At 59.7% G+C, this 20,312-nt stretch carries 22 protein-coding genes; 10 read left to right on the top strand and 12 right to left on the bottom strand.

What is annotated here, in order from left to right:
* Window positions 1–99: 99 nt before the first annotated feature.
* The 3 genes from QRN31_RS29635 to QRN31_RS29625 all read right to left on the bottom strand — a co-directional run bounded on the left by QRN31_RS29635 (window position 100) and on the right by QRN31_RS29625 (window position 1,481).
* Window positions 100–531 carry a nuclear transport factor 2 family protein gene (locus QRN31_RS29635; RefSeq protein ID WP_285436350.1) on the bottom strand — a complete coding sequence of 144 codons (432 nt, stop codon included), beginning with the start codon at window positions 529–531 and terminating at the stop codon, window positions 100–102.
* A 149-nt stretch (window positions 532–680) separates the two neighbouring features.
* Window positions 681–932, bottom strand: coding sequence for a glutaredoxin 3 (gene grxC / locus QRN31_RS29630; protein ID WP_285436349.1), 252 nt, complete (start codon window positions 930–932; stop codon window positions 681–683).
* 30 nt (window positions 933–962) lie between these two features.
* Window positions 963–1,481 carry a carboxymuconolactone decarboxylase family protein gene (locus QRN31_RS29625; RefSeq protein WP_285436348.1) on the bottom strand — a complete coding sequence of 173 codons (519 nt, stop codon included), beginning with the start codon at window positions 1,479–1,481 and terminating at the stop codon, window positions 963–965.
* 134 nt (window positions 1,482–1,615) lie between these two features.
* On the opposite strand from QRN31_RS29625, the gene QRN31_RS29620 reads away from it, so the two are divergent.
* From QRN31_RS29620 to QRN31_RS29610, 3 genes are all read left to right on the top strand, one after another.
* Window positions 1,616–2,446: an AraC family transcriptional regulator gene (locus tag QRN31_RS29620; protein ID WP_285436347.1), complete on the top strand. Its 831-nt coding sequence runs from the start codon at window positions 1,616–1,618 to the stop codon at window positions 2,444–2,446.
* Window positions 2,447–2,548: 102 nt separating this feature from the next.
* Entirely contained in the window at window positions 2,549–3,769 is a 1,221-nt protein-coding gene (locus tag QRN31_RS29615; protein WP_285436346.1) for a helix-turn-helix domain-containing protein, read from the top strand.
* A gap of 36 nt (window positions 3,770–3,805) precedes the next feature.
* On the top strand, window positions 3,806–4,444 hold the full coding sequence (locus QRN31_RS29610; protein WP_222586053.1) for a Vgb family protein: 639 nt from the start codon (window positions 3,806–3,808) through the stop codon (window positions 4,442–4,444).
* On the opposite strand, the gene QRN31_RS29605 is transcribed toward QRN31_RS29610, so the two are convergent.
* Window positions 4,441–4,710 carry a hypothetical protein gene (locus QRN31_RS29605; protein ID WP_285436345.1) on the bottom strand — a complete coding sequence of 90 codons (270 nt, stop codon included), beginning with the start codon at window positions 4,708–4,710 and terminating at the stop codon, window positions 4,441–4,443. The two genes, QRN31_RS29610 and QRN31_RS29605, sit on opposite strands and share 4 nt — an antisense overlap.
* 425 nt (window positions 4,711–5,135) lie before the next feature.
* Between QRN31_RS29605 and QRN31_RS29600 the strand changes: the two genes are divergently transcribed.
* Window positions 5,136–6,221 (top strand): hypothetical protein, encoded by a 1,086-nt coding sequence (locus QRN31_RS29600; protein WP_285436344.1) that lies wholly within the window; start codon window positions 5,136–5,138, stop codon window positions 6,219–6,221.
* 2 nt (window positions 6,222–6,223) lie between these two features.
* Entirely contained in the window at window positions 6,224–6,577 is a 354-nt protein-coding gene (locus QRN31_RS29595; RefSeq protein WP_208667833.1) for a DUF1428 domain-containing protein, read from the top strand.
* A gap of 14 nt (window positions 6,578–6,591) precedes the next feature.
* On the opposite strand, the gene QRN31_RS29590 is transcribed toward QRN31_RS29595, so the two are convergent.
* The gene (locus QRN31_RS29590; RefSeq protein ID WP_222586056.1) at window positions 6,592–6,786 is read right to left on the bottom strand and encodes a hypothetical protein; all 195 of its coding nucleotides are present in this window, start codon (window positions 6,784–6,786) and stop codon (window positions 6,592–6,594) included.
* A gap of 59 nt (window positions 6,787–6,845) precedes the next feature.
* Here QRN31_RS29590 and thpR point away from each other — a divergent pair, with 59 nt between their 5' ends.
* Window positions 6,846–7,385 carry an RNA 2',3'-cyclic phosphodiesterase gene (gene thpR, locus QRN31_RS29585; RefSeq protein ID WP_285436343.1) on the top strand — a complete coding sequence of 180 codons (540 nt, stop codon included), beginning with the start codon at window positions 6,846–6,848 and terminating at the stop codon, window positions 7,383–7,385.
* 198 nt (window positions 7,386–7,583) lie between these two features.
* On the opposite strand, the gene QRN31_RS29580 is transcribed toward thpR, so the two are convergent.
* The 5 genes from QRN31_RS29580 to QRN31_RS29560 all read right to left on the bottom strand — a co-directional run bounded on the left by QRN31_RS29580 (window position 7,584) and on the right by QRN31_RS29560 (window position 12,801).
* Entirely contained in the window at window positions 7,584–8,681 is a 1,098-nt protein-coding gene (locus tag QRN31_RS29580) for a polyamine ABC transporter substrate-binding protein (RefSeq protein WP_259154306.1), read from the bottom strand.
* 56 nt (window positions 8,682–8,737) lie between these two features.
* On the bottom strand, window positions 8,738–9,622 hold the full coding sequence (locus QRN31_RS29575) for an ABC transporter permease subunit (RefSeq protein WP_285436342.1): 885 nt from the start codon (window positions 9,620–9,622) through the stop codon (window positions 8,738–8,740).
* The gene (locus QRN31_RS29570; protein ID WP_285436354.1) at window positions 9,619–10,500 is read right to left on the bottom strand and encodes an ABC transporter permease subunit; all 882 of its coding nucleotides are present in this window, start codon (window positions 10,498–10,500) and stop codon (window positions 9,619–9,621) included. Before QRN31_RS29570 ends, QRN31_RS29575 begins: the two co-directional genes overlap by 4 nt.
* Before the next feature lie 29 nt (window positions 10,501–10,529).
* Window positions 10,530–11,672, bottom strand: coding sequence for a polyamine ABC transporter ATP-binding protein (gene potA / locus QRN31_RS29565; RefSeq protein ID WP_285436341.1), 1,143 nt, complete (start codon window positions 11,670–11,672; stop codon window positions 10,530–10,532).
* 367 nt (window positions 11,673–12,039) lie between these two features.
* Window positions 12,040–12,801: a gamma-glutamyl-gamma-aminobutyrate hydrolase family protein gene (locus QRN31_RS29560; protein WP_285436340.1), complete on the bottom strand. Its 762-nt coding sequence runs from the start codon at window positions 12,799–12,801 to the stop codon at window positions 12,040–12,042.
* Between the two features lie 280 nt (window positions 12,802–13,081).
* On the opposite strand from QRN31_RS29560, the gene QRN31_RS29555 reads away from it, so the two are divergent.
* From QRN31_RS29555 to QRN31_RS29540, 4 genes are all read left to right on the top strand, one after another.
* The gene (locus QRN31_RS29555) at window positions 13,082–14,458 is read left to right on the top strand and encodes a glutamine synthetase family protein (protein WP_222586061.1); all 1,377 of its coding nucleotides are present in this window, start codon (window positions 13,082–13,084) and stop codon (window positions 14,456–14,458) included.
* A gap of 193 nt (window positions 14,459–14,651) precedes the next feature.
* Window positions 14,652–16,142: an aldehyde dehydrogenase gene (locus QRN31_RS29550; protein WP_285436339.1), complete on the top strand. Its 1,491-nt coding sequence runs from the start codon at window positions 14,652–14,654 to the stop codon at window positions 16,140–16,142.
* Window positions 16,143–16,196: 54 nt separating this feature from the next.
* Window positions 16,197–17,483, top strand: a complete 1,287-nt coding sequence (locus QRN31_RS29545; RefSeq protein ID WP_285436338.1) for an NAD(P)/FAD-dependent oxidoreductase — start codon at window positions 16,197–16,199, stop codon at window positions 17,481–17,483.
* 394 nt (window positions 17,484–17,877) lie between these two features.
* The gene (locus QRN31_RS29540) at window positions 17,878–18,426 is read left to right on the top strand and encodes a cupin domain-containing protein (RefSeq protein WP_007946335.1); all 549 of its coding nucleotides are present in this window, start codon (window positions 17,878–17,880) and stop codon (window positions 18,424–18,426) included.
* Window positions 18,427–18,801: 375 nt separating this feature from the next.
* Here QRN31_RS29540 and QRN31_RS29530 read toward each other — a convergent pair whose 3' ends face one another.
* Both QRN31_RS29530 and QRN31_RS29525 read right to left on the bottom strand, forming a co-directional pair.
* Window positions 18,802–19,941: a merozoite surface protein 3b gene (locus QRN31_RS29530; RefSeq protein ID WP_285436335.1), complete on the bottom strand. Its 1,140-nt coding sequence runs from the start codon at window positions 19,939–19,941 to the stop codon at window positions 18,802–18,804.
* Window positions 19,942–20,012: 71 nt separating this feature from the next.
* On the bottom strand, window positions 20,013–20,312 hold the full coding sequence (locus QRN31_RS29525) for a hypothetical protein (RefSeq protein WP_285436333.1): 300 nt from the start codon (window positions 20,310–20,312) through the stop codon (window positions 20,013–20,015).

Raw genomic sequence — 20,312 nt, 5'->3', positions numbered from 1 at the left:
CTGGTGTCGACAGCGGAACGCAGAGCGTCCCTGGCGGCATTCCCACGCGGAGCGTCGGAACGATGAAACGCCTTCTTAAGTGAACCGGGATTTTTTTGTTCAGATGCGGAAGGCTTGGCGGCCTACCAGCAACCAATGGCCGTTCTTCTTCTGCCAGATCTGAAAGTTTTCGATTTCGGTCGGGACCAGCTCGGTGCCCTTGATCGCTTGGGCCGAGAAGTGGTGGCGTACCAACGCGACGTCACCCGAGACGGTGATGGTCTGGTTTTGCATTTCGAGGGTTTTGAAGGCACTTTTGCCGGTTTCGATGTCGTCGATGAAGGCCTGCTTGTCCTGGACCTTGCCGCTGGAATGGCCGTAGGTCAGGTTTTCGGCGGTCAGCGCTTTCAGTTGGGGGATGTTCTTGTGCAGCATGGCTTGGGTCAGATGGTCCACGGCGTCGGCAACGTCCTTCTCTCCCGTTGCAGGCGCTGCGGCCACGTAGCCGCTGAAGAGGCAGAGAAAACCGATCAGCACTTTGACTTTTGTCATGGGTGTTTCCTTGTTGTTATTGGATGGGCGACTCGTCGGTCATCGTACAACCTTGCAGAATTTTATTGAAGTAGTGGCAAAACGACTTGGCACGACGTTCATGGGGGATGAACGGCGTGCCAAGTCGAAAGGGCATTTTCATTTGGGGTTCAGGCCAGCATCGACAGCAGGCCTCCTTGCCGGTCCAGTTTGGCCAGGTCGTCGAAACCACCGACATGGGTGTCGCCGATGAAAATCTGCGGCACGCTGCGTCGACCGCTGCGGTCGAGCATTTCCTTGAATTTGCTTGGGTCCGATTGAACGTTGATTTCCTCGGTGGCGATGCCTTTGTTCGCCAGCAGCGCCTTGGCATTGCGGCAATAGGGGCAGGTGTCAGTGGTGTAAAGCGTCACAGTGGTCATGGTGTGCACTCCTCAAGTTATAAGTGGCAATCAGGCGTCGATAGCCGGGAAATCGATGTCGGTCAGGGCCAGGTTGTTCAAGTAGTTGGTCAGGGTCTGCGATGCGACGTGGGCGACCACCTCGATGATCTTGGCGTCGTCGATACCGGCGGCGCGCGCCGCTTCAATCTGCTCGTTGCTCAAGTGGCCACGGCTTTCGGTGATTTGTCGGGCCAGCGCGGCAAAGGCATTGAGTTGACCCTGTCGTGCGCTGAGGATGTCCTGCGCGGACAGCCCGGCCTTGCCGGCGAACAGCGTGTGCGCCGCCAGGCAGTAGTCGCAGCCGTTGACCTGCGAGGTGGCGAGAAACATCGCTTCCTTTTCAGTCGCACTCAGGGACGTCTTGCCCAGCGCCACGGACTGTTGCAGATAGGCCGACAGCACGGCGGGTGCGAGGGCCAGTGTCTTGAAGACATTGGGCAAAAAGCCGATTTTCTTTTGCACACCTTCCAGCAGCGGGCGAGTGGCTTCAGTGGCGTTTTCAAGGTTCAGGGCAGTGATGCGGCTCATGGTGAGACTCCGTAGATTCAAGCGCGGTGTGCGCTGGGTACGGGGTCCATGTTAGGAGGCGAGGCTGGCCTTTAGGGTGCAAATCGTCGAGGATATGCGACAGATCGTCCAAATAAGTCGCGGGGAGTTGTTCCATGGATCGCTTATCCACTTTGCTTACGCATTTCGGTGTCAGTGCCGGCACCTTCCACAGCGGGCATTTTTGCGGGGCTGCGGCGTTTGACGGCGAACAGGCCACCGGCCACCTGCATCTGCTTCAAGCGGGGGAACTGACGCTGAGACTGGCCGATGACCGCGAGGTTCGGCTCGAGCAGCCGACCTTGATTTTTTTCCCGCGCCCATACCGCCATCGCTTGTTTGCCCATGAAGCCTCGGGTACGCAACTGGTGTGCGCTTCGCTGGCCTTTGACGGCGGGTCGGGCAATGCCCTGGCGGCGGCGCTTCCGGATTACCTGGTGCTGGGCCTCGACAGCGTGCCGATGCTGGCCGGGACGCTGGACTGGCTGTTCAACGAAGCCTTTGGCGGCACCTGCGGTCGCGAAGCGATGATGGACCGGTTGTTCGAACTGCTGGTGATTCAGCTGCTGCGGCATATTCTGAGCAACCGCGAGCAAAGCCCAGGGATGATGGCCGGCCTGGCCGATCCACGTCTGGCGCGCCCCATGAGCCTGATGCACGACACACCCGCCAAGGCCTGGACCGTGGCCGAATTGTCAGCGGCGGCGAACATGTCCCGGGCTAGTTTTGCCGAACATTTTCGCCTGGTGGTGGGGCAGACGCCGGTGGATTATCTGGTGAGCTGGCGCATCAGTCTGGCGCAGAAACGCTTGCGTGAAGGCAAGTCCATCGCGCTGATCGCCGATGAAGTCGGCTATGAAAGCCCTTCGGCGCTAGCCCGGGCCTTTCGGCGTAAAACCGGTGTCAGTCCGCGCGAATGGGTGCAGGAAGGCAAACGTGCGCGCTGATCCTCGCACCCATAAGAATCTCAATCCGGCGGGCTGTTGGGCGTGAGATAGACTCATCAACGGGCATCGAACCGTGGGAGTGGCACCTGTGGCGCAATTCAAATGGACTCGCTGATCACCGCAGCAGCGCACGCACTCGCGGCGGGTGATCCGCTTGGCGCATTGAACCGCATTGCGTTGCGCGAGGACGCCCCGGCGCTGGCACTGCGCGGTATTGCCATGGCGCATTTGGGCGAGTTTGTTCGGGCAAAGGATTTGGTCCGGCGTGCCGCCCGCGCCTTCGGTCCGAAAGAGCCGATGGCCCGCGCGCGGTGTGTGGTGGCCGAGGCCGAAATCGCCCTGGCTTCACGGGATCTGGGCTGGCCGGTGAAAGCGCTCGAAGCGGCACGAGTGACGCTGCAAGCCCATGGCGATTGGGTCAACGCTGCCCACGCGCGCTATCTGCAGATTCGCCGCTTGTTGTTGATCGGGCAACTGGACGAGGTCGAAGCGTTGCTCGCCGAGCTTGATCCGGCGCCATTACCGCCTGCATTGCGCGCCGCCCATGAACTGGTGGTGGCAGGGATCGCGATGCGCCGGCTCGAGACGACGAAGGCCCGATCTGCGCTTGAACGGGCCGAACGCGCCGCGCTCCTGGCTGGTATTCCTGCACTGACCGCCGAGGTCGAAAATGCTGTCCATCTGTTGAACAGCCCGGTGGCGCGATTGATTGCCCGTGATCAGGAACGACCCTTGTTGCTCGACGACGTTGAAGCACTGCTCGGATCAACGTCACTGGTGGTCGATGCGTGCCGTTACGTTGTGCGAGGCGCCGGGATGTCGGTGTCCCTCGCCACGCGCCCGGTGTTGTTCACCCTCGCACGGGCATTGGCCGAGGCCTGGCCCGGCGAGGTGGCGAGGGAAACACTCATCACCCAGGCCTTTCGCTTGAAGCTCTCGGACGAGTCGCATCGCGCACGGCTGCGGGTGGAAATCGGCCGGCTGCGCGCGGCGCTCAAGCCGCTGGCGGGTGTCACCGCGACCAAGCGTGGATTCGCGCTGCAGCCACAGGTTGCCGACGACGTTGCGGTGCTGGCCAGACCGGTCGAAGAACCGCAAGCGGCGCTGCTGGCCTTTCTTGCCGACGGCGAGTCGTGGTCCAGCTCGGCGCTCGCCCTGGCGCTGAACACCAGCCAGCGCACCGTGCAGCGCGCCCTCGATGCGCTGGCGGTGTCTGGCAAGGTGCAATCGTTTGGTCGTGGGAGAACCCGGCGCTGGTTGACGCCGCCGATGCCGGGATTCGCGACGACTTTGTTACTCACCCCTTGGGCGCCGGGTGATTAGGATCCACCTCACCACCCCTGTGACGAGGAAGCAGACATGAAACACTCAGCAGCTGAAATCATCCGCGAATACGGCCCGTTTCCGGGCGTCGACCACGTGCATGGCGTGTCTTATGACGGCCACAACGTCTGGTTTGCCTCTGGAGAAAAACTCAACGCATTCGACCCGGCAAGCGGGCAGGCGCTGCGCTCGATCGATGTCGCTGCCCATGCTGGCACGGCATTCGACGGCCAACACCTGTATCAGATCGCCGAGGATCGCATCCACAAGATCGACCCGCAGACCGGCCGCGTGCTCGCGACGATTCCGGCGCCGGGCGGCGGAGGCGACTCGGGCCTGACCTGGGCAGAAGGGACGCTTTGGGTCGGCGAATATCGCGATCGCAAGATTCATCAAATCGACCCCGCTACCGGCAAAGTGCTGCGCACGCTCGAATCCAACCGCTTTGTCACCGGCGTGACCTGGGTTGAAGGCGCGCTGTGGCACGGCACATGGGAAGAGGAGGAAAGTGAATTGCGGCGTATCGATCCGAAAACCGGCGAGGTGCTGGAAAGCGTGATGATGCCGCCAGGCGTCGGCGTGTCGGGACTGGAGTCCGATGGCGCGGAGCAGTTTTTCTGTGGCGGCGGCAAGAGCGGCAAGGTTAGGGCCGTGCGCCGGCCCGTCGCCTCTTAGAAGGTGACCTGACGCGAAGACCGAGGCGCGTTCCGGGCCATTTCGATCTCCAGCAGGTGATCAGCCAGCACATCGCTCAGAAACCGGAACTGATCGTTCAGGCCGATCACTTCGTTGTTGAAGTGGTTGGCGGCTGCCGGTATCAGCAGCGCCTCGAAGCCCTCGTCGAACACCAGTGACAGCGTTTTGCGAGAGACGGATGTTTGCGAATAGTAGTTGTTGCCGAACACCGGGAAACTCACGGCGAGATTGACGGAGTGGATCATGAGGTGCGCTCCTCGGCCAGGACAAAGTATGAAAAAGCAGTCAGCGTAACGGCCGTCAGGGCCAGGCAGGTCAGCAGATGGATCAACATGGTTTTCCCCTCCGATGTGGGGTTTCGCCTTTGGATGGGTTGATCGTGCGCCAAGCGGTTTTTTAGCGGAAGGCAATCATCGCGATGGTGAATATCGATGAAGATGATGGTGTCTTCCAGGCCGCCTTCGCGGGCAAGCCCGCTCCCACAGGGATCTGCGGTGAAACACAGTTTTGCGAACGACGCTGATCCCTGTGGGAGCGAGCTTGCTCGCGAAGGCGGCCTGGAAGACAACAATCAATCCAAAGCGAACAAACCCCCGCACCTATACTCAAAATAAATAGGCATTTGAGCGCCGGACATACCGTTCGGTGATCACTTTAGGAAACCGCGATCTTGAACCTGCGTTCGCTGATCGTCGCCGTGATGGTGGTGTTGGCGGGATGCGCCACGTCTACGCGTGCCCCGGTGGTGGAGCCGGTTGTGGTGGTGTCCGAGAGCACCTGGCGCCAAGTGGATCGCGAAATTGTCGCTGCCTCCCAGTCCGCCACCGAACAGACCAAAATCTACTCGCGCGGCGCCATGGAATACTGGCGAACCCGGGTTTACGAACTGACCGAAGAAAACTTCATCCCTTGGTTCAGCAGCTATTGGACCCAGGAATGGCTGTCATTGAAGGTCAGCTGGTACACCCTCAGCGCAAAGGGTGAGCAGGATGCCTCGGCCAAGCGCCTGGCGGACTACCTGCTTGAGCAATATCAGGAACGCGTGTTGGCACCGGTCGCCGTGGAGATCGATCCCGACGCGATTCTTGCCCAGGCCACGGCGTTCTACGTCGACATCCTTCAGGAAGAGCTGCAGAAAACTTCCAAGCGCCACGGCGTGCCGATGGACCAGCTCAACGCCCGAATCCAGAAAATCCCCGCCATCGCCCTGGGCCCGCCGCCGGCCCGGAATGCTTCGCTGTACCAGGTGGTGCATACACAACCGCTGAACACCTTGCCGGCCTACGCAGCGCTCATCGACAAGATCCACAAGGCAGGCGGGAGCAAAGGTGTCGGGTCGACCGACACCGCGATGGCACCCGTGGCCAAACGCGCCAGCCAGCGAATGGAAGCCGAAATGGCCCCGCGCGGCGCTGCCAGTGCAGTGGCGGCGGCGGCCGGTAAACTGGCGGGAGGATTGATTACCGTGGGGGTGGCGGGGATACGCGCGATGCTTCAGGCCAACGACCGGCCGGACAGCGAGGCGCTGATTCGCAGCAGCCTGGGCAACACGTTCGATAAGGCCTGGTTGAAGATGGTGCAGAACCCGACGACCGGCGTGATGGCCGGCACGTTGTACATGGCGGGGCAGATTGAGGGCAGTCTGGCAGGCAGTGCCGATGTACCGTCGGTCAGCTCGGGCCCTGGGGCTGTCGAATGGAGTGCGCCGGAATCGACTAACCAGCAGATCGAACCTCAACCCCCCGCAGGAGAATAACCATGTCTTACGTCGATGGTTTTGTCGCGGCCGTACCGACCGCCAACCGCGAAAAATTCAAGAAACATGCCGAAACCGCCGCCGCGATTTTCAAGGAAAGCGGTGCGCTCAGCGTCACCGAGTGCTGGGGCGATGACGTGCCCGATGGCAAGGTGACCTCGTTCCCCATGGCGGTGAAACTCAAGGAGGACGAAACCGTGGTGTTTTCCTGGATCGTCTGGCCGGACAAGGCCACCCGCAATGCCGGCATGGACAAACTCATGAACGATCCGCGCATGCAGCCCGACACCAATCCGATGCCGTTCGATGGTCAGCGGTTGATCTTTGGTGGTTTCGAAATAATCGTTAAAGCCTGATGGTCACGGCAGGGTCATTCCGGCGTCGGGGTGATCCTGCAACTCTTGCGATTGCGGATTTCATTGTCCGTCGGTCGCTCCCTGACGAATTCGAAACGCGGCTCGCCTTCGCTGTAATGCACCAGCCAGCCCCATTCCAGCTCGGCTTCATCCTGGCCGGGTTTCGGCGGCACGGCCCACCATGGCTCTTTGCTGATGATCTGTCGCATGGCCCCCTCCAATGATTCGGTTGCTTGAACTATAACTTGCCTGTCAGGAGGTGCCAGGTATGAGCGACGAATCCCATGAACCGCTGAAACGGCTGTTTTTCGCCTTGGATTGTGCGCCGGCCCAACGCAAGTCCATCGCCCAGTGGCGCAGTGCGCTACAGCTTCGCAACGGTCGCCCGGTGCCAGCGGAAAACTTCCACCTGACGTTGATGTTTTTGGGCGCTGTCGAGGTGGCGCACATTGCCGAGATCTGCGCGGCGGCTTCAAAGGTTCGTGTGCCCGGCGTGCCCTTGAAGGTGGCGCTGGATCGGCTGGATGTCTGGCGCAGGGCCGGGGTGTTGGTGCTGGCGCCAGAGCAGGCATCACCGGAGTTGCTGCGACTGGTTTACGGCCTGGAACAGGCGATGTTGCCGTTTGGCTTCGAGGATTCGCCCAAGGAGTTTCGACCGCACCTGACGTTGATGCGTGACTATCGGGTGCCGGTGCCTGAATCCGCGACGCCGCCCGAGTTTTTTCTGCGGGCCGATTGTTTCACGCTGTTCGAATCCCATAAGGGCCGGTATCGGGCACTGGCGCAATGGCCGCTCGCGCCCCCATAAAAAAAGGCGCCCGAGGAGGGCGCCCAAATTCACCTGAACCGAGAGGAAGCCAGGTGAGGCCGTTCTTGACAGGAGTGCAGCGGTGGTAAGGCGCTGCGTGAACGGAAAAAGTTGCCACTGACCGCTTGATCGTTCCCACGCGGAGCGTGGGAACGATCAGATGGTCAGCAATCAGTGGATCAGTGGATCAGTGGTGAATCACTTACCGAGCTTCACCCGCGTCCAGCCTCGGGTCATTACTCGTTGAACACCAATCGGCATGTCCGGAATCGCATACAGCGTCGCCATCACTTCCTGCGACGGATACGACCCCGGATCATCGCGAATCGCCTCATCCACCAACGGGGTCGCGGCTGCGTTGGCATTGCTGTAGCCAATGTTGTTGGTGATCTCGGCGATGATGTCCGGGCGCATCAGGAAATTCATGAACAGGTAGGCATTCTCGACGTTCGCCGCATCCCGAGGGATGGCGACCATGTCGTAAAAACTGCCGGCCCCTTCCTTGGGAATGCTGTAGTCGATCTTCACCTTGTCGCCTGCTTCCTGGGCGCGGGCCTTGGCCTGCAGCACGTCGCCGGAGTAACCGACCGCGACGCAGATGTTGCCGTTGGCCAGGTCGGAGATGTATTTCGACGAATGGAAGTACGCCACCGACGGCCGAATCTTCATGAACAGCGCTTCAGCTTCGGCGATCTGGCCTTTGTCCTGAGAGTTCACCGGATAGCCCAGGTAGTGCAGGGCGGCCGGCAGCATCTCGGTCGGCGAGTCGAGGAAACTGATCCCGCAGGCTTTGAGCTTTTGCGCGTTCTCCGGTTTGAACAGCAAGTCCCAGGAGTTGGTCGGCGCGTTCGTGCCGAGCACTTCCTTGACCTTTTCCGGGTTGAAACCAATGCCGATCGAGCCCCACATGTACGGGAAGGCGTGACCGTTGTCCGGGTCGCTGGCGGAGGCGTTCTTCAACAGGACCGGGTTGAGGTTTTTCCAGTTCGTCAGCTTCGACTTGTCCAGCGTCTGATAGACACCGGCCTTGATCTGCTTGGCCAGGAAACTGTTGGACGGCACCACGATGTCGTAGCCGGATTTGCCCGCGAGCAGGCGTGCCTCAAGGGTTTCGTTACTGTCGAACACATCGTAGGTCACGCGGATGCCGGTCTCGTCTTCGAATTTCTTGACGGTGTCCGGGGCGATGTAATCCGACCAGTTGTAGACGCGCAGTACCTTGTCATTGGCCTGGGCGCCCGTAGCCATTGCGCCCAATAAGGACAGTGTCAGCAGAGTCCTGCCAAACATTTTCATCGGTACAACTCCATTCTTTTTATTCACATTACGCAAAGCGTTTGAAACGCGACGGCCTAGGCCGTCGCTTCTACCAATTGCTTTTCAGGTTGCTGCCAGGATTCGCTGGCGGTCTGGTCCATTGCTTCCTGGATCGCCCGTTTACGGGTGGCTTCGGCGCGACGGCTGAAGAACCAGACCATGAACGTTACGATCGAGACGGCGAGCAGAATCAGGCTGGCCACGGCGTTGATCTCAGGCTTCACGCCCAGACGTACCGCCGAGAACACTTCCATCGGCAGGGTCGTCGAACCCGGGCCCGACACGAAGCTCGCCAGCACCAGGTCATCCAGCGACAAGGCAAACGACATCATGCCGCCGGCCGCCAGAGACGGCGCGATCATCGGAATGGTGATCAGGAAAAACACCTTGAACGGCTTCGCCCCCAGGTCCATGGCCGCTTCTTCGATGGACAGGTCCAGCTCACGAAGACGGGCGGAGACCACCACCGCCACATAGGCGGCGCAGAAGGTGGTGTGGGCAATCCAGATCGTCACCAACCCGCGTTCCTGCGGCCAGCCGATCAACTGCGCCATCGCCACGAACAGCAGCAACAGCGACAGGCCGGTGATCACTTCCGGCATCACCAACGGCGCCGTCACCAGGCCACCGAACAGCGTGCGGCCCTTGAAGCGCGTCACGCGGGTCAGCACGAAGGCCGCCAACGTGCCCAGCGCCACAGCGGCAATCGCGGTGTAGCAGGCGATTTCCAGCGAGCGCACCACCGAGCCCATCAGTTGGGTGTTGTCAGCCAGGCCGACATACCACTTGATCGACCAGCCGCCCCACACCGTCACCAGTTTGGAAGCGTTGAAGGAGTAGATCACCAGAATCAACATCGGCAGGTAGATAAACGACAAGCCGAAAATCAGCATGAACTTTGAAAATCCGAAGCGTTTCATCCCCGTGCCTCCATCTCTTTGGCCTGACTGCGGTTGAACAGCAGAATCGGCACAATCAGGATCAACAGCATCACCACCGCCAGGGCAGATGCCACCGGCCAGTCGCGGTTGTTGAAGAACTCTTGCCACAGCACACGGCCGATCATCAGGGTTTCCGGGCCGCCCAGCAGTTCCGGAATCACGAACTCACCGACCACCGGAATGAACACCAGCATGCAGCCGGCGATGATTCCGTTCTTGGCCAGCGGCACGGTGATTTTCCAGAAGTTGTTGAAGTTGCTCGAACCCAGGTCCGAACCCGCTTCCAGCAAGCTCTGATCGTGCTTGACCAGGTTGGCGTACAGCGGCAACACCATGAACGGCAGGTAGGCGTAAACCACACCGATGTACACCGCCGTGTTGGTGTTGAGGATCTCGATCGGGTGATCGGTCAGCCCGGTCCACATCAAGAACGCGTTGAGCAAACCGTTGTTGCTGAGAATGCCCATCCACGCATAAACGCGGATCAGGATCGCGGTCCAGGTCGGCATCATGATCAACAGCAGCAAGACGTTTTGCGCTTCCTTGCTCGCTTTGGTGATCGCATAGGCCATCGGGAAACCGATCACCAGGCACATCAGTGTGCTGAAAAACGCGACCTTCAACGAACCGAGGTAGGCCGAGATGTACAGCTCATCGTCGGTCAGCAACGCGTAGTTGCCGATGTTCAACAGCAGCTGGAATTTCTGCTCGGCGTAGGTGTAAATCTCAGAGTAAGGAGGAATGGCCAGGGCCGCTTCCGAGAAGCTGATCTTCATCACCAGGAAGAACGGCAACAGGAAAAACAGGCACAGCCACAGGAATGGAATCCCGATGACGAGCTTTCGACCACTCGGCATCAGCCGCATGAACTGCTGATTGAGTGTTTTCATGAGCGCAGTACCACGCCGCTGTCGTCTTCCCACCACACATAGACTTTGTCGTCCCAGGTCGGACGGGCGCCACGGCGTTCGGCGTTGGCCATGAACGACTGCACGACCTTGCCACCAGGCAATTCCACGTAAAACACCGAGTGACCGCCGAGGTAGGCGATGTCATGCACTTTGCCCTGGGACCAGTTGTAGCGAGTGTCCGGCTTGACGGTGCTGACCAGCATTTTTTCCGGGCGGATGGCGTAGGTGATCGACTTGTCCTGCACCGAGGTGCTGACGCCGTGACCGACGTAGATCTTCTGTTCCAGGTCCGGGCTGTGAATGATCGCGTGACCTTCCAGGTCTTCCACCACGGTGCCGTCGAAGGCGTTCACGTTGCCGATGAATTCGCAGACCATGCGGCTGACCGGCGCTTCATAAATGTCGACCGGGCTGCCGATCTGGGCAATCCAGCCCAGGTGCATGATCGCGATGCGTTGGGCCATGGTCATGGCCTCTTCCTGATCGTGGGTCACCATCACGCAGGTCACGCCGACGCGTTCGATGATCTCGACCAGTTCGAGTTGCATCTGCGAACGCAGCTTTTTATCCAGCGCGCCCATCGGTTCGTCGAGCAGCAACAGCTTCGGACGCTTGGCCAGGGAGCGGGCGAGGGCGACACGCTGACGCTGACCGCCGGACAACTGATGGGGTTTGCGTTTGGCGTATTGGGTCATGTGCACCAGGCGCAGCATCTCTTCGACGCGGGCGTCGATTTCGCTGGCCGGCAAACGGTCCTGCTTGAGGCCGAAGGCAATGTTCTGCGCCACAGTCATGTGCGGGAACAAGGCGTACGACTGGAACATCATGTTGATCGGCCGCTCGTAAGGCGGCATGTCAGTGATGTCCACGCCATCGAGGAAAATCCGCCCATCGGTCGGGCGCTCGAAGCCTGCGAGCATGCGCAGCAGGGTCGATTTGCCGGAACCGGAACCGCCGAGCAGAGCGAAGATTTCGCCTTGATGAATCTCAAGCGAGACATCGTCTACTGCGCAGGTTTCGTCGAACTTCTTGGTGACGCGGTCGACTTTCAGCAACACCTTTTTCGATGTCTGCTGACCTTCAAGAGCCTTCCTGTAAGTGCTGGAGGCGTTTGCCATGTGAAACTCCCAACAGGTTTCAGTCGTCGGGCCAACGCGGCCTGACTTAATAGTTGATTGCAAGCCCAATCCCGGTGAAGCCAGTGAATCCAGCAGTGATCCCCTGTGGGAGCGAGCTTGCTCGCGATGGCGGTGTGTCAGTCGACATCAATGTTGACTGGGCCGCCCTCATCGCGAGCAAGCTCGCTCCCACAGGGATTTGCCTTTGACTCTCTGGCCCCACTGAGCGGGCTAATTCGGCGCCGCCGTCCTGGCTGCCTGGTAGTACTTGTTGTTATCGCAGTGTGTTGTTGTCGCGAGTGTCGGGCGCGCAAAGACGCGCCCGCCTGACTCACGGGGGCAGTAAATGGATCAATTGTGTTTGGCGTCAGCGTGATTTACGCAGCGCGGCCCGTCGCCGGCACGCATCGCCGAACGCCTGGAAAATACTCAAATAAGGAGGATTGGAAAGCACCTGCCATTCCGGGTGCCATTGCACGCCGACGGCGAAGGTGGGGCTGTGTTCCACCGAAATCGCTTCGATCAAACCGTCCGGCGCAATCGCTTCGGCACGCAGGCCGGGGGCGAGGCGGTCGATGCCCTGGCTGTGAATCGAATTGACCATGAACTCGGCGGGCAACTCCAGCGCCTCGAACACGCCGCCCGGTTGCACCGTCACCGCATGGGCCGGGGCGTATTGCACCGCCAGTTCAGGACTGTCCGCTTCGCGGTGATCGAGCATCCCGGGCAGTTCATGCACCTTCTGATGCAGGCTGCCGCCGAATGCCACGTTCATTTCCTGGAAGCCGCGGCAGATGCCCAGCACCGGCACGCCAGCCGCAATAGCCGCACGCAATAAAGGAAGGGTCGTGGCGTCCCGCGCCGGATCGTGATCCGTGCCGGGAGCGCTGGCCGGGCCTTGATAGTGGAAAGGTTCCACATTCGAAGGGGAGCCGGTCAGCAACAGGCCGTCAAGGTGTGCCAGCACATCCTCGATTTCAGTCTGTTCGCCCAGGGAAGGAATGATGACGGGCAGCCCCAGAGCCGCGACGCTGACAGCACGCAAGTACTTGTCGCCGCTGACGTGGTAGGGGTGCAGGCCAATCTGTTTGACGCACGCTGTAACGCCGATCAATGGCTTGAATGCCATTTTTATCACCTCGAAGTTTCACACTTGAACGAGCTTTTCCGGAGCTTAGCCTTGTTGATTTTAATTAACAACTCTCATGTAAAAAATTCTAAACGCCGTACGTCCGATCCTGAGGATTTACGCGGTGTGCAAGACCGATGTGGCACTCTCGTCCCCAAAAAAGGCCCGAAAATAAAGGTTGAAAGGTCAAGTGTTCGCTATTGACTTCACTTTGCCGTTCGGGTTGACTGAGCTCGCAACAAGGCAGTGAACATAATAATTAACAGCTAATAGGTGCATCATGTCGGTCCCTCTGCGTGCCGTTCAACTCAACGAAGCAAACGCATTCCTTAAGAAATATCCTGAGGTTTTGTACGTCGACCTTCTGATTGCGGATATGAACGGTGTGGTGCGCGGCAAGCGCATCGAGCGCACCAGTCTTCATAAGGTTTACGAAAAAGGCATTAACCTCCCGGCGTCTCTGTTTGCCCTGGACATCAACGGTTCCACGGTGGAAAGCACCGGCCTGGGTCTGGACATCGGCGACTCGGATCGAATCTGCTTCCCTATCCCCGGTACCCTGAGCATTGAGCCGTGGCAGAAACGCCCAACCGCTCAGTTGCTGATGACCATGCACGAACTCGAAGGCCAGCCGTTCTTTGCCGACCCGCGAGAAGTGTTGGCCAATATCGTGCGCAAGTTCGATGACCTGGGCCTGACCATCTGCGCAGCCTTCGAACTCGAGTTCTATCTGATCGACCAGGACAACGTGAACGGCCGTCCGCAATCGCCGCGTTCGCCGGTATCGGGCAAGCGTCCGGTGTCGACCCAGGTGTATCTGATCGACGACCTCGACGAATACGTCGATTGCCTGCAAGACATCCTTGAAGGCGCGAAAGAGCAGGGCATTCCTGCTGACGCCATCGTCAAGGAAAGCGCCCCGGCGCAATTCGAAGTGAACCTGCATCACGTCAACGACCCGATCAAGGCCTGCGACTACGCGGTGTTGCTCAAGCGTCTGGTGAAGAACATCGCCTACGACCACGAGATGGACACCACGTTTATGGCCAAGCCTTACCCGGGCCAAGCGGGCAACGGTTTGCACGTGCACATTTCGATTCTCGACAAAGAAGGCAACAACATCTTTGCCAGCGAGGATCCCGAGCAGAACGCCGCGCTGCGACACGCGATCGGCGGTGTGCTCGAGACCCTGCCGGCGCAGATGGCGTTCCTGTGCCCGAACGTCAACTCGTACCGTCGTTTCGGCGCACAGTTCTACGTGCCGAACTCGCCGAGCTGGGGCATCGACAACCGTACCGTGGCGGTGCGTGTGCCAACCGGTTCGCCGGATTCGGTGCGCATCGAACATCGCGTAGCCGGTGCCGACGCCAACCCGTACCTGCTGATGGCCTCGGTTCTTGCCGGTATTCACCACGGCTTGACCAACGAGATCGAACCGGGCGCCCCGGTCGAGGGCAACAGCTACGAGCAGAACGAGCAAAGCCTGCCGAACAACCTGCGCGATGCATTGCGCGAGCTGGACGACAGCGAAGTCATGGCGCGCTACATCGACCCGCTGTACATCGACGTGTTCGTGGCGTGCAAGGAAAGCGAGCTGGCCGAGTTCGAGAACTCCATCTCCGACCTTGAGTACAACTGGTACCTGCACACCGTTTGATGGGCCTGATGGTGTACGCACTATCCGCGTACACCACCAAACCCCTGTGGGAGCGAGCTTGCTCGCGATAGCGGTGGATCAGCAACATCAATGTTGAATGTCCTGGCGCCATCGCGAGCAAGCTCGCTCCCACAGTGACCGCGGTTTACCGGTCTTCTGACGATCACTTATTCCCCTGCGTCGAGTCACAACCATGACAAACACTCGCAGCGATTGGGAGCAACGCTTCCAGTCCCTCACCATCGAAGGCCGCGCATTCATCGACGGTCAATATTGCCCGGCACTCAGTGGCGACAGCTTTGAATGCATGAGCCCGGTCGACGGTCGCTTCCTGGCCAACGTCGCCAGCACCGACGAAGCCGACGCCAATGCCGCCGTCGCCGTCGCGCGCCGCACCTTCGAGTCCGGCATCTGGGCCAACCTCGCCCCGGCCGAGCGCAAGCGCACCCTGATTCGTTTCGCCGATTTGATCCTGGCCAACCAGGAAGAACTGGCCCTGCTCGAAACCCTCGACATGGGCAAACCGATCAACGATTCGATGAACATCGACATCCCGGCGACCGCCAACGCGATCCGCTGGAGCGCCGAAGCCATCGACAAGATCTACGACGAAGTCGCCGCCACCCCGCACGACCAACTCGGCCTCATCACCCGCGAACCTGCGGGCGTCGTCGCTGCCATCGTGCCGTGGAACTTCCCGTTGATCATGGCCAGCTGGAAGTTCGCCCCGGCCTTGGCTGCGGGCAACTCGTTCATCCTCAAGCCATCGGAAAAGTCGCCGCTCACGGCCATTCGCATTGCGCAACTGGCGCTGGATGCCGGCATCCCGAAAGGCGTGTTCAACGTCCTGCCGGGCTACGGTCACACCGTCGGCAAGGCGCTGGCGTTGCACATGGACGTCGACGTGCTGGCCTTCACCGGCTCGACCGCGATTGCCAAGCAACTGCTTATCTACGCCGGGCAAAGCAACATGAAACGCGTCTGGCTCGAAGCAGGGGGGAAGAGCCCGAACGTGGTGTTTGCCGACGCGCCGGATTTGCGCGCGGCAGCACAAGCGGCGGCCGGTGCCATCGCCTTCAACCAGGGCGAAGTCTGCACCGCCGGTTCGCGCTTGCTGGTCGAGCGTTCGATTCGTGAGCAGTTCATTCCGCTGCTGGTGGAAGCACTGCAAGCGTGGAAGCCGGGGCATGCGCTGGACCCGGAAACCACGGTCGGTGCGGTCGTCGATCAGCGTCAATTGGAAAACGTCTTGCGCTACATCCAGGTCGGTAAAGACCAGGGCGCGCAACTGATCGCGGGCGGCAGCCGCACCCTTGAAGACACCGGTGGCCTGTACGTGGAACCGGCGATTTTCGACGGCGTGACCAACGCCATGACCATCGCCCGGGAAGAAATCTTCGGCCCGGTGCTGTCGCTGATTACCTTCGACACCTTCGATGAAGCGCTGGCGATTGCCAACGACAGCATCTTCGGCCTGGCCGCCGGTGTCTGGACCAGCAACCTGAGCAAGGCCCACACCTTCGCTCGCGGTTTGCGCGCTGGCAGCGTCTGGGTCAACCAGTACGACGGCGGCGACATGACCGCACCGTTCGGTGGCTACAAGCAGTCGGGTAACGGTCGGGACAAATCGCTGCATGCGTTCGACAAATACACCGAACTCAAAGCGACCTGGATCAAGCTCTAATACCTATAAAAAAAGCGACGGTCGCAGGTCAGCCTGCGGCCATCGGAGAAACGTATGAAACACACCACACATGTAAACAGCTACTACGCCGCCACCCGCAACTTCACCGGCGAATTCCCAGTGCTTGAAGAACTGGTGGAATGCGACGTCTGCGTCATCGGCGCTGGCTATACCGGCTTGTCCTCGGCCTTGTTCCTCGCGGAAGCGGGCTACAGCGTGACCGTCCTCGAAGCCGCCAAAGTCGGCTTCGGCGCCAGCGGTCGCAACGGCGGTCAACTGGTCAACTCCTACAGCCGCGACGTCGATGTGATCGAGGATCGCTACGGCGACAAGACCGCCGAAGTCCTCGGCAGCATGATCTTCGAAGGCGCCGACATCATCCGTCAGCGCATACAGCACTACGACATCCAGTGCGACTACAAGCCGGGCGGCATCTTCGCCGCGATGAACAAGAAGCAACTCAAAGGCCTGGCCGAGCAGAAGAAGAGCTGGGAGCGCTACGGCAACAAGAACCTGAAAATGCTCGACACCGCTGACATCAAGCGTGAAGTCGGTTCCGACGCCTACGTCGGCGGCCTGCTCGACATGCAGGGCGGCCACATTCACCCGCTGAACCTGGCCCTCGGCGAAGCCTCGGCCATCATCGGCCTGGGCGGCAAGATCTACGAACAATCGGCGGCGGTGGAAATCACCTACGGCGAACCGATCACCGTGCGCACCGCCAAAGGCGTGGTCCGCGCCAAATACCTGCTGATCGCCGGCAACGCCTACCTGCCGCAGGGCCTCGACAATCGCGTGACCAGCAAAAGCATGCCGTGCGGCTCGCAGATCGTCGTCACCGAACCGTTGTCCGAGAAGGTTGCGCGCAGCCTGATCAAAAACAACTACTGCGTCGAAGACTGCAACTACCTGCTCGACTACTACCGCCTGACCGCCGACAACCGCCTGTTGTACGGCGGCGGCGTGGTCTACGGCGCGCGGGAACCGGACGACATCGAACAACTGATCCGCCCGAAAATCCTCAAGACCTTCCCGCAACTCAAGGACGTGAAGATCGACTACCGCTGGACCGGCAACTTCCTGCTGACCATGTCACGCATGCCGCAATTCGGCCGCATCGAAAAAAACGCCTACTACATGCAAGGCTACAGCGGCCACGGCGTCACCTGCTCGCACCTGGCTGGCAAACTGATCTCGGAAATGATCCGCGGCGACGCCGAACGCTTCGATGCTTTCGCATCGCTCCCGCACATGCCAATGCTCGGCGGCCGCACCTTCCAGGCCCCGCTCACCGCCATGGGCGCCGCGTACTACGCGCTGCGCGATCGCTTCGGCATCTAACCCCGGCACAACCCCTGTAGGAGTGAGCCTGCTCGCGATAAGGCCCGATCAGTCGCCATCAATGTCGCCTGACCCACCGCCATCGCGAGCAGGCTCACTCCCACAGGGGAGATGTGGTGTACTCCAGATTTCTGTACACCCGGGGACCAACTGTGGGAGCGAGCTTGCTCGCGATGGGGCCCTACCAGCCACCATCAACCCAACCAACCCCCATGATTTCAGGCCCAATCAACCTTTTCACCCACCCATTCATCGAACCTGCTGAGCAACACCACCAAACGTGATTTAATACCCGCCTTTCACATTTCCGGGACAGGGAAGCGGTACTTTCGCGGCCAAAAGTCGCCCGCCATCCACCCCCATAACCCTTAAGTATTCTTCGCATAAGGCTGTCATGGACACGGGCTCAAGACTCAAATTAGTACGCGAAAGCTACAAACTCTCCCAGCGCGAGCTGGCCCGGCGTAGCGGCGTCACCAATGCCACCATCTCCCTGATCGAACAAAATCGCGTCAGTCCCTCCGTCAGCTCCCTGAAAAAACTGCTCGAAGGCATTCCCATGTCTTTGGCGGACTTCTTCACCTTCGACCAACCGCCCCGCGAGCACCAATACGTATTCCGCGCCAATGAACAGCCGGATCTTGGGCGTCATGGCCTGCGGTTGCTGCTGATCGGCGCATCGGTGCCGAGTCGGCAGATGCGGCTGTTGCGCGAGCAATACGCGCCGGGCGCCAGTTCCGGGGAAGAGCCGATTGTGCATTCGGAAGGGGAGGAGTGTGGGCTGGTTACGCGGGGGACAGTTGAGTTGACGGTTGATGGGCAGATCAGTGTGCTGAATGCTGGGGATGGGTATTACTTTCCGACGACGTTGCCGCACAAGTTTCGCAATATTGGCCAGGATGAAGCGGAAATTATCAGTGCCAACACGCCGGCGAACTTCTGATTCAACACGAACGCTATCCTGTGGCAGTTGCAAACAAAAAAGGTGACAGATAAATAGATCTGTCACCTTTATCACGCCGCTGTCGGTGCGCTATTCAACTAGGGCGCCAATGACTTGCACTGATTGCGCAGACCGTCGTCCTTGATGGCCGCATCGGTTTCGGAATATTGGCCAGGATGAAGCGGAAATCATCAGCGCAAACACGCCAGCGAACTACTAAATCTCAAAACGTGCACTGCCTGTAGCACCCAGGGCACGATATCGTGCAAGTCTATGAAAAACCCGCAGTGATGCGGGTTTTTATGCCTGGAACTTGATCTCGGCGCCTACCTGGTTCGCTCGAAGAACCGCTCAATCACACCTCGAGAGTGCCCCTCAGGCAGCTTTGCTCAGCAATGCCGCAAATTTACGCTTGGCCTCTTCAACGGCATCGGCGATATCGCGGGCTGCGTTGCTCGATTCAGTCCGGTAGGTTTCGGTCAGGCCGTGCATGTCTGTCTGAAAGCTCAGGGTCGCATCGGCCAAGGCGCGTACCGAGTCGACCTTGAGGGTTGAACCGTAGCTGGCTTTGACCGCCGCTTCCAGTTGCTGATTACCGGTTGCGCCCAAGGCTTCGAGGCCTTTGCTGATACCTTCGGTGGTCGCGTTCAACGTGTGGGTGGCTTCGGCCAGACCGCTGTTGCTGGTGAAGGAAACGGCAAGGCCGGTCAACACCACTTCGTTGGTGGAGAAGAACGAAACCATGCGCTGATACTGGCGTTCCTTGATCACATGCACCTGGTTGATCCGGGCAAAGACCATCTCTGCGGTGTTGTATCCGACCTTGAGGTCGTCAGCGATGTCCTTGACGATCTGGTAGCGCTTGTCTTCGTCCTGCAGAGCGCGCACGGCTTCGTCGCGTTGCAGTTCCAGGGCGGCACGTTGGGCCGGCTCCTGTGTCTCGGCTGCAGCCACTTGCGCGTTGGCGTCATTCAACGAGTGAGTGCATTGCTCCAAGGTTTTGCCGGCCAGGGAGAGGACTTGCTGGGCGTCGACCTCAGCCGCTTTCATGGCCATGCGAAAGTCCATGTACGCCTCCAGAATTACGGATTCCCGGGCGATCTGGTCGTTGGCCGATTTACATACTTGCAAGTAATTTTCACGAATGTCGTTGAATCGATCAGGGATGGAACCGCGGCGCAGGTTCATCCAGCTCAGCTTGAGCTTTTCCATGCTGTCGAGGCGACCGTCGTCCATCCAGCCGGCCATCGCCGCAGCGTCTTCGCGGATTGAGGTGAAGCTCTGGGTAATGTCCATGAAACGCGTGGAAATATCCATGCCCTCGATCTGCTCGCGGACCATGCTGTTGAAGGCGGTCGACTGCTGCAGCACGGAAGCGATGGAGGTGACCTTGGTCGTGTCGTACTGAGCTACCCGGTCCAGCAACACAAGTACCGGTGCATCCTGAACAGGTTGAAAAAGATTGATGCCGATAGTGCGCAGGCCGGTGAGGGCACGTTCGAGGTAGTTGCTCATCGAGGGTCCTTTCGTGGTGATTTCAATACAACGTGAAGTGGGGGCGAGTGTACTGTCTGGAGCAGAGCGATTTATCGCGCCCGTTTGCTGTACAACTCCTCGTTGCGTGCCTTCATTGCCAGCAGCATCAATTCGTTCTGGCGATTGGCGGCATAGTTGATCCGCTTGGCCACCAGACCATCCAGCCAACGCTGGATAAAGTTGAAGCGGTAATCATCAGTGCCGTAGCTACGGTCCCGCAGGAACACATACGCCTCGTTATCGTTGTACTCGTTTAGTTTCTCCCGGCATTCCTGACGGATATCCTCATAGTCCTTCGCCAGTTGCGCAGGGCTGCGTGTTGGCGTGAATTCGTCGGCGGTTTGAGTCAT

Origin of the sequence: Pseudomonas sp. fls2-241-R2A-110 (assembly GCF_030209165.1) — a bacterium.
Taxonomy (GTDB): Bacteria; Pseudomonadota; Gammaproteobacteria; order Pseudomonadales; family Pseudomonadaceae; genus Aquipseudomonas.
The sequence above is the reverse complement of the archived record's forward strand: the minus strand, read 5'-3'. Positions and strand labels throughout refer to the sequence as shown.

What these genes read in the sequence shown, in the direction of transcription:
- QRN31_RS29635 (WP_285436350.1), bottom strand. Translation starts at nt 531, where the DNA reads ATGACAAAAGTCAAAGTGCTGATCGGTTTTCTCTGCCTCTTCAGCGGC.
- grxC (WP_285436349.1), bottom strand. Translation starts at nt 932, where the DNA reads ATGACCACTGTGACGCTTTACACCACTGACACCTGCCCCTATTGCCGC.
- QRN31_RS29625 (WP_285436348.1), bottom strand. Translation starts at nt 1,481, where the DNA reads ATGAGCCGCATCACTGCCCTGAACCTTGAAAACGCCACTGAAGCCACT.
- QRN31_RS29620 (WP_285436347.1), top strand. Translation starts at nt 1,616, where the DNA reads ATGGATCGCTTATCCACTTTGCTTACGCATTTCGGTGTCAGTGCCGGC.
- QRN31_RS29615 (WP_285436346.1), top strand. Translation starts at nt 2,549, where the DNA reads ATGGACTCGCTGATCACCGCAGCAGCGCACGCACTCGCGGCGGGTGAT.
- QRN31_RS29610 (WP_222586053.1), top strand. Translation starts at nt 3,806, where the DNA reads ATGAAACACTCAGCAGCTGAAATCATCCGCGAATACGGCCCGTTTCCG.
- QRN31_RS29605 (WP_285436345.1), bottom strand. Translation starts at nt 4,710, where the DNA reads ATGATCCACTCCGTCAATCTCGCCGTGAGTTTCCCGGTGTTCGGCAAC.
- QRN31_RS29595 (WP_208667833.1), top strand. Translation starts at nt 6,224, where the DNA reads ATGTCTTACGTCGATGGTTTTGTCGCGGCCGTACCGACCGCCAACCGC.
- QRN31_RS29590 (WP_222586056.1), bottom strand. Translation starts at nt 6,786, where the DNA reads ATGCGACAGATCATCAGCAAAGAGCCATGGTGGGCCGTGCCGCCGAAA.
- thpR (WP_285436343.1), top strand. Translation starts at nt 6,846, where the DNA reads ATGAGCGACGAATCCCATGAACCGCTGAAACGGCTGTTTTTCGCCTTG.
- QRN31_RS29580 (WP_259154306.1), bottom strand. Translation starts at nt 8,681, where the DNA reads ATGAAAATGTTTGGCAGGACTCTGCTGACACTGTCCTTATTGGGCGCA.
- QRN31_RS29575 (WP_285436342.1), bottom strand. Translation starts at nt 9,622, where the DNA reads ATGAAACGCTTCGGATTTTCAAAGTTCATGCTGATTTTCGGCTTGTCG.
- QRN31_RS29570 (WP_285436354.1), bottom strand. Translation starts at nt 10,500, where the DNA reads ATGCCGAGTGGTCGAAAGCTCGTCATCGGGATTCCATTCCTGTGGCTG.
- potA (WP_285436341.1), bottom strand. Translation starts at nt 11,672, where the DNA reads ATGGCAAACGCCTCCAGCACTTACAGGAAGGCTCTTGAAGGTCAGCAG.
- QRN31_RS29560 (WP_285436340.1), bottom strand. Translation starts at nt 12,801, where the DNA reads ATGGCATTCAAGCCATTGATCGGCGTTACAGCGTGCGTCAAACAGATT.
- QRN31_RS29555 (WP_222586061.1), top strand. Translation starts at nt 13,082, where the DNA reads ATGTCGGTCCCTCTGCGTGCCGTTCAACTCAACGAAGCAAACGCATTC.
- QRN31_RS29550 (WP_285436339.1), top strand. Translation starts at nt 14,652, where the DNA reads ATGACAAACACTCGCAGCGATTGGGAGCAACGCTTCCAGTCCCTCACC.
- QRN31_RS29545 (WP_285436338.1), top strand. Translation starts at nt 16,197, where the DNA reads ATGAAACACACCACACATGTAAACAGCTACTACGCCGCCACCCGCAAC.
- QRN31_RS29540 (WP_007946335.1), top strand. Translation starts at nt 17,878, where the DNA reads ATGGACACGGGCTCAAGACTCAAATTAGTACGCGAAAGCTACAAACTC.
- QRN31_RS29530 (WP_285436335.1), bottom strand. Translation starts at nt 19,941, where the DNA reads ATGAGCAACTACCTCGAACGTGCCCTCACCGGCCTGCGCACTATCGGC.
- QRN31_RS29525 (WP_285436333.1), bottom strand. Translation starts at nt 20,312, where the DNA reads ATGACTCAAACCGCCGACGAATTCACGCCAACACGCAGCCCTGCGCAA.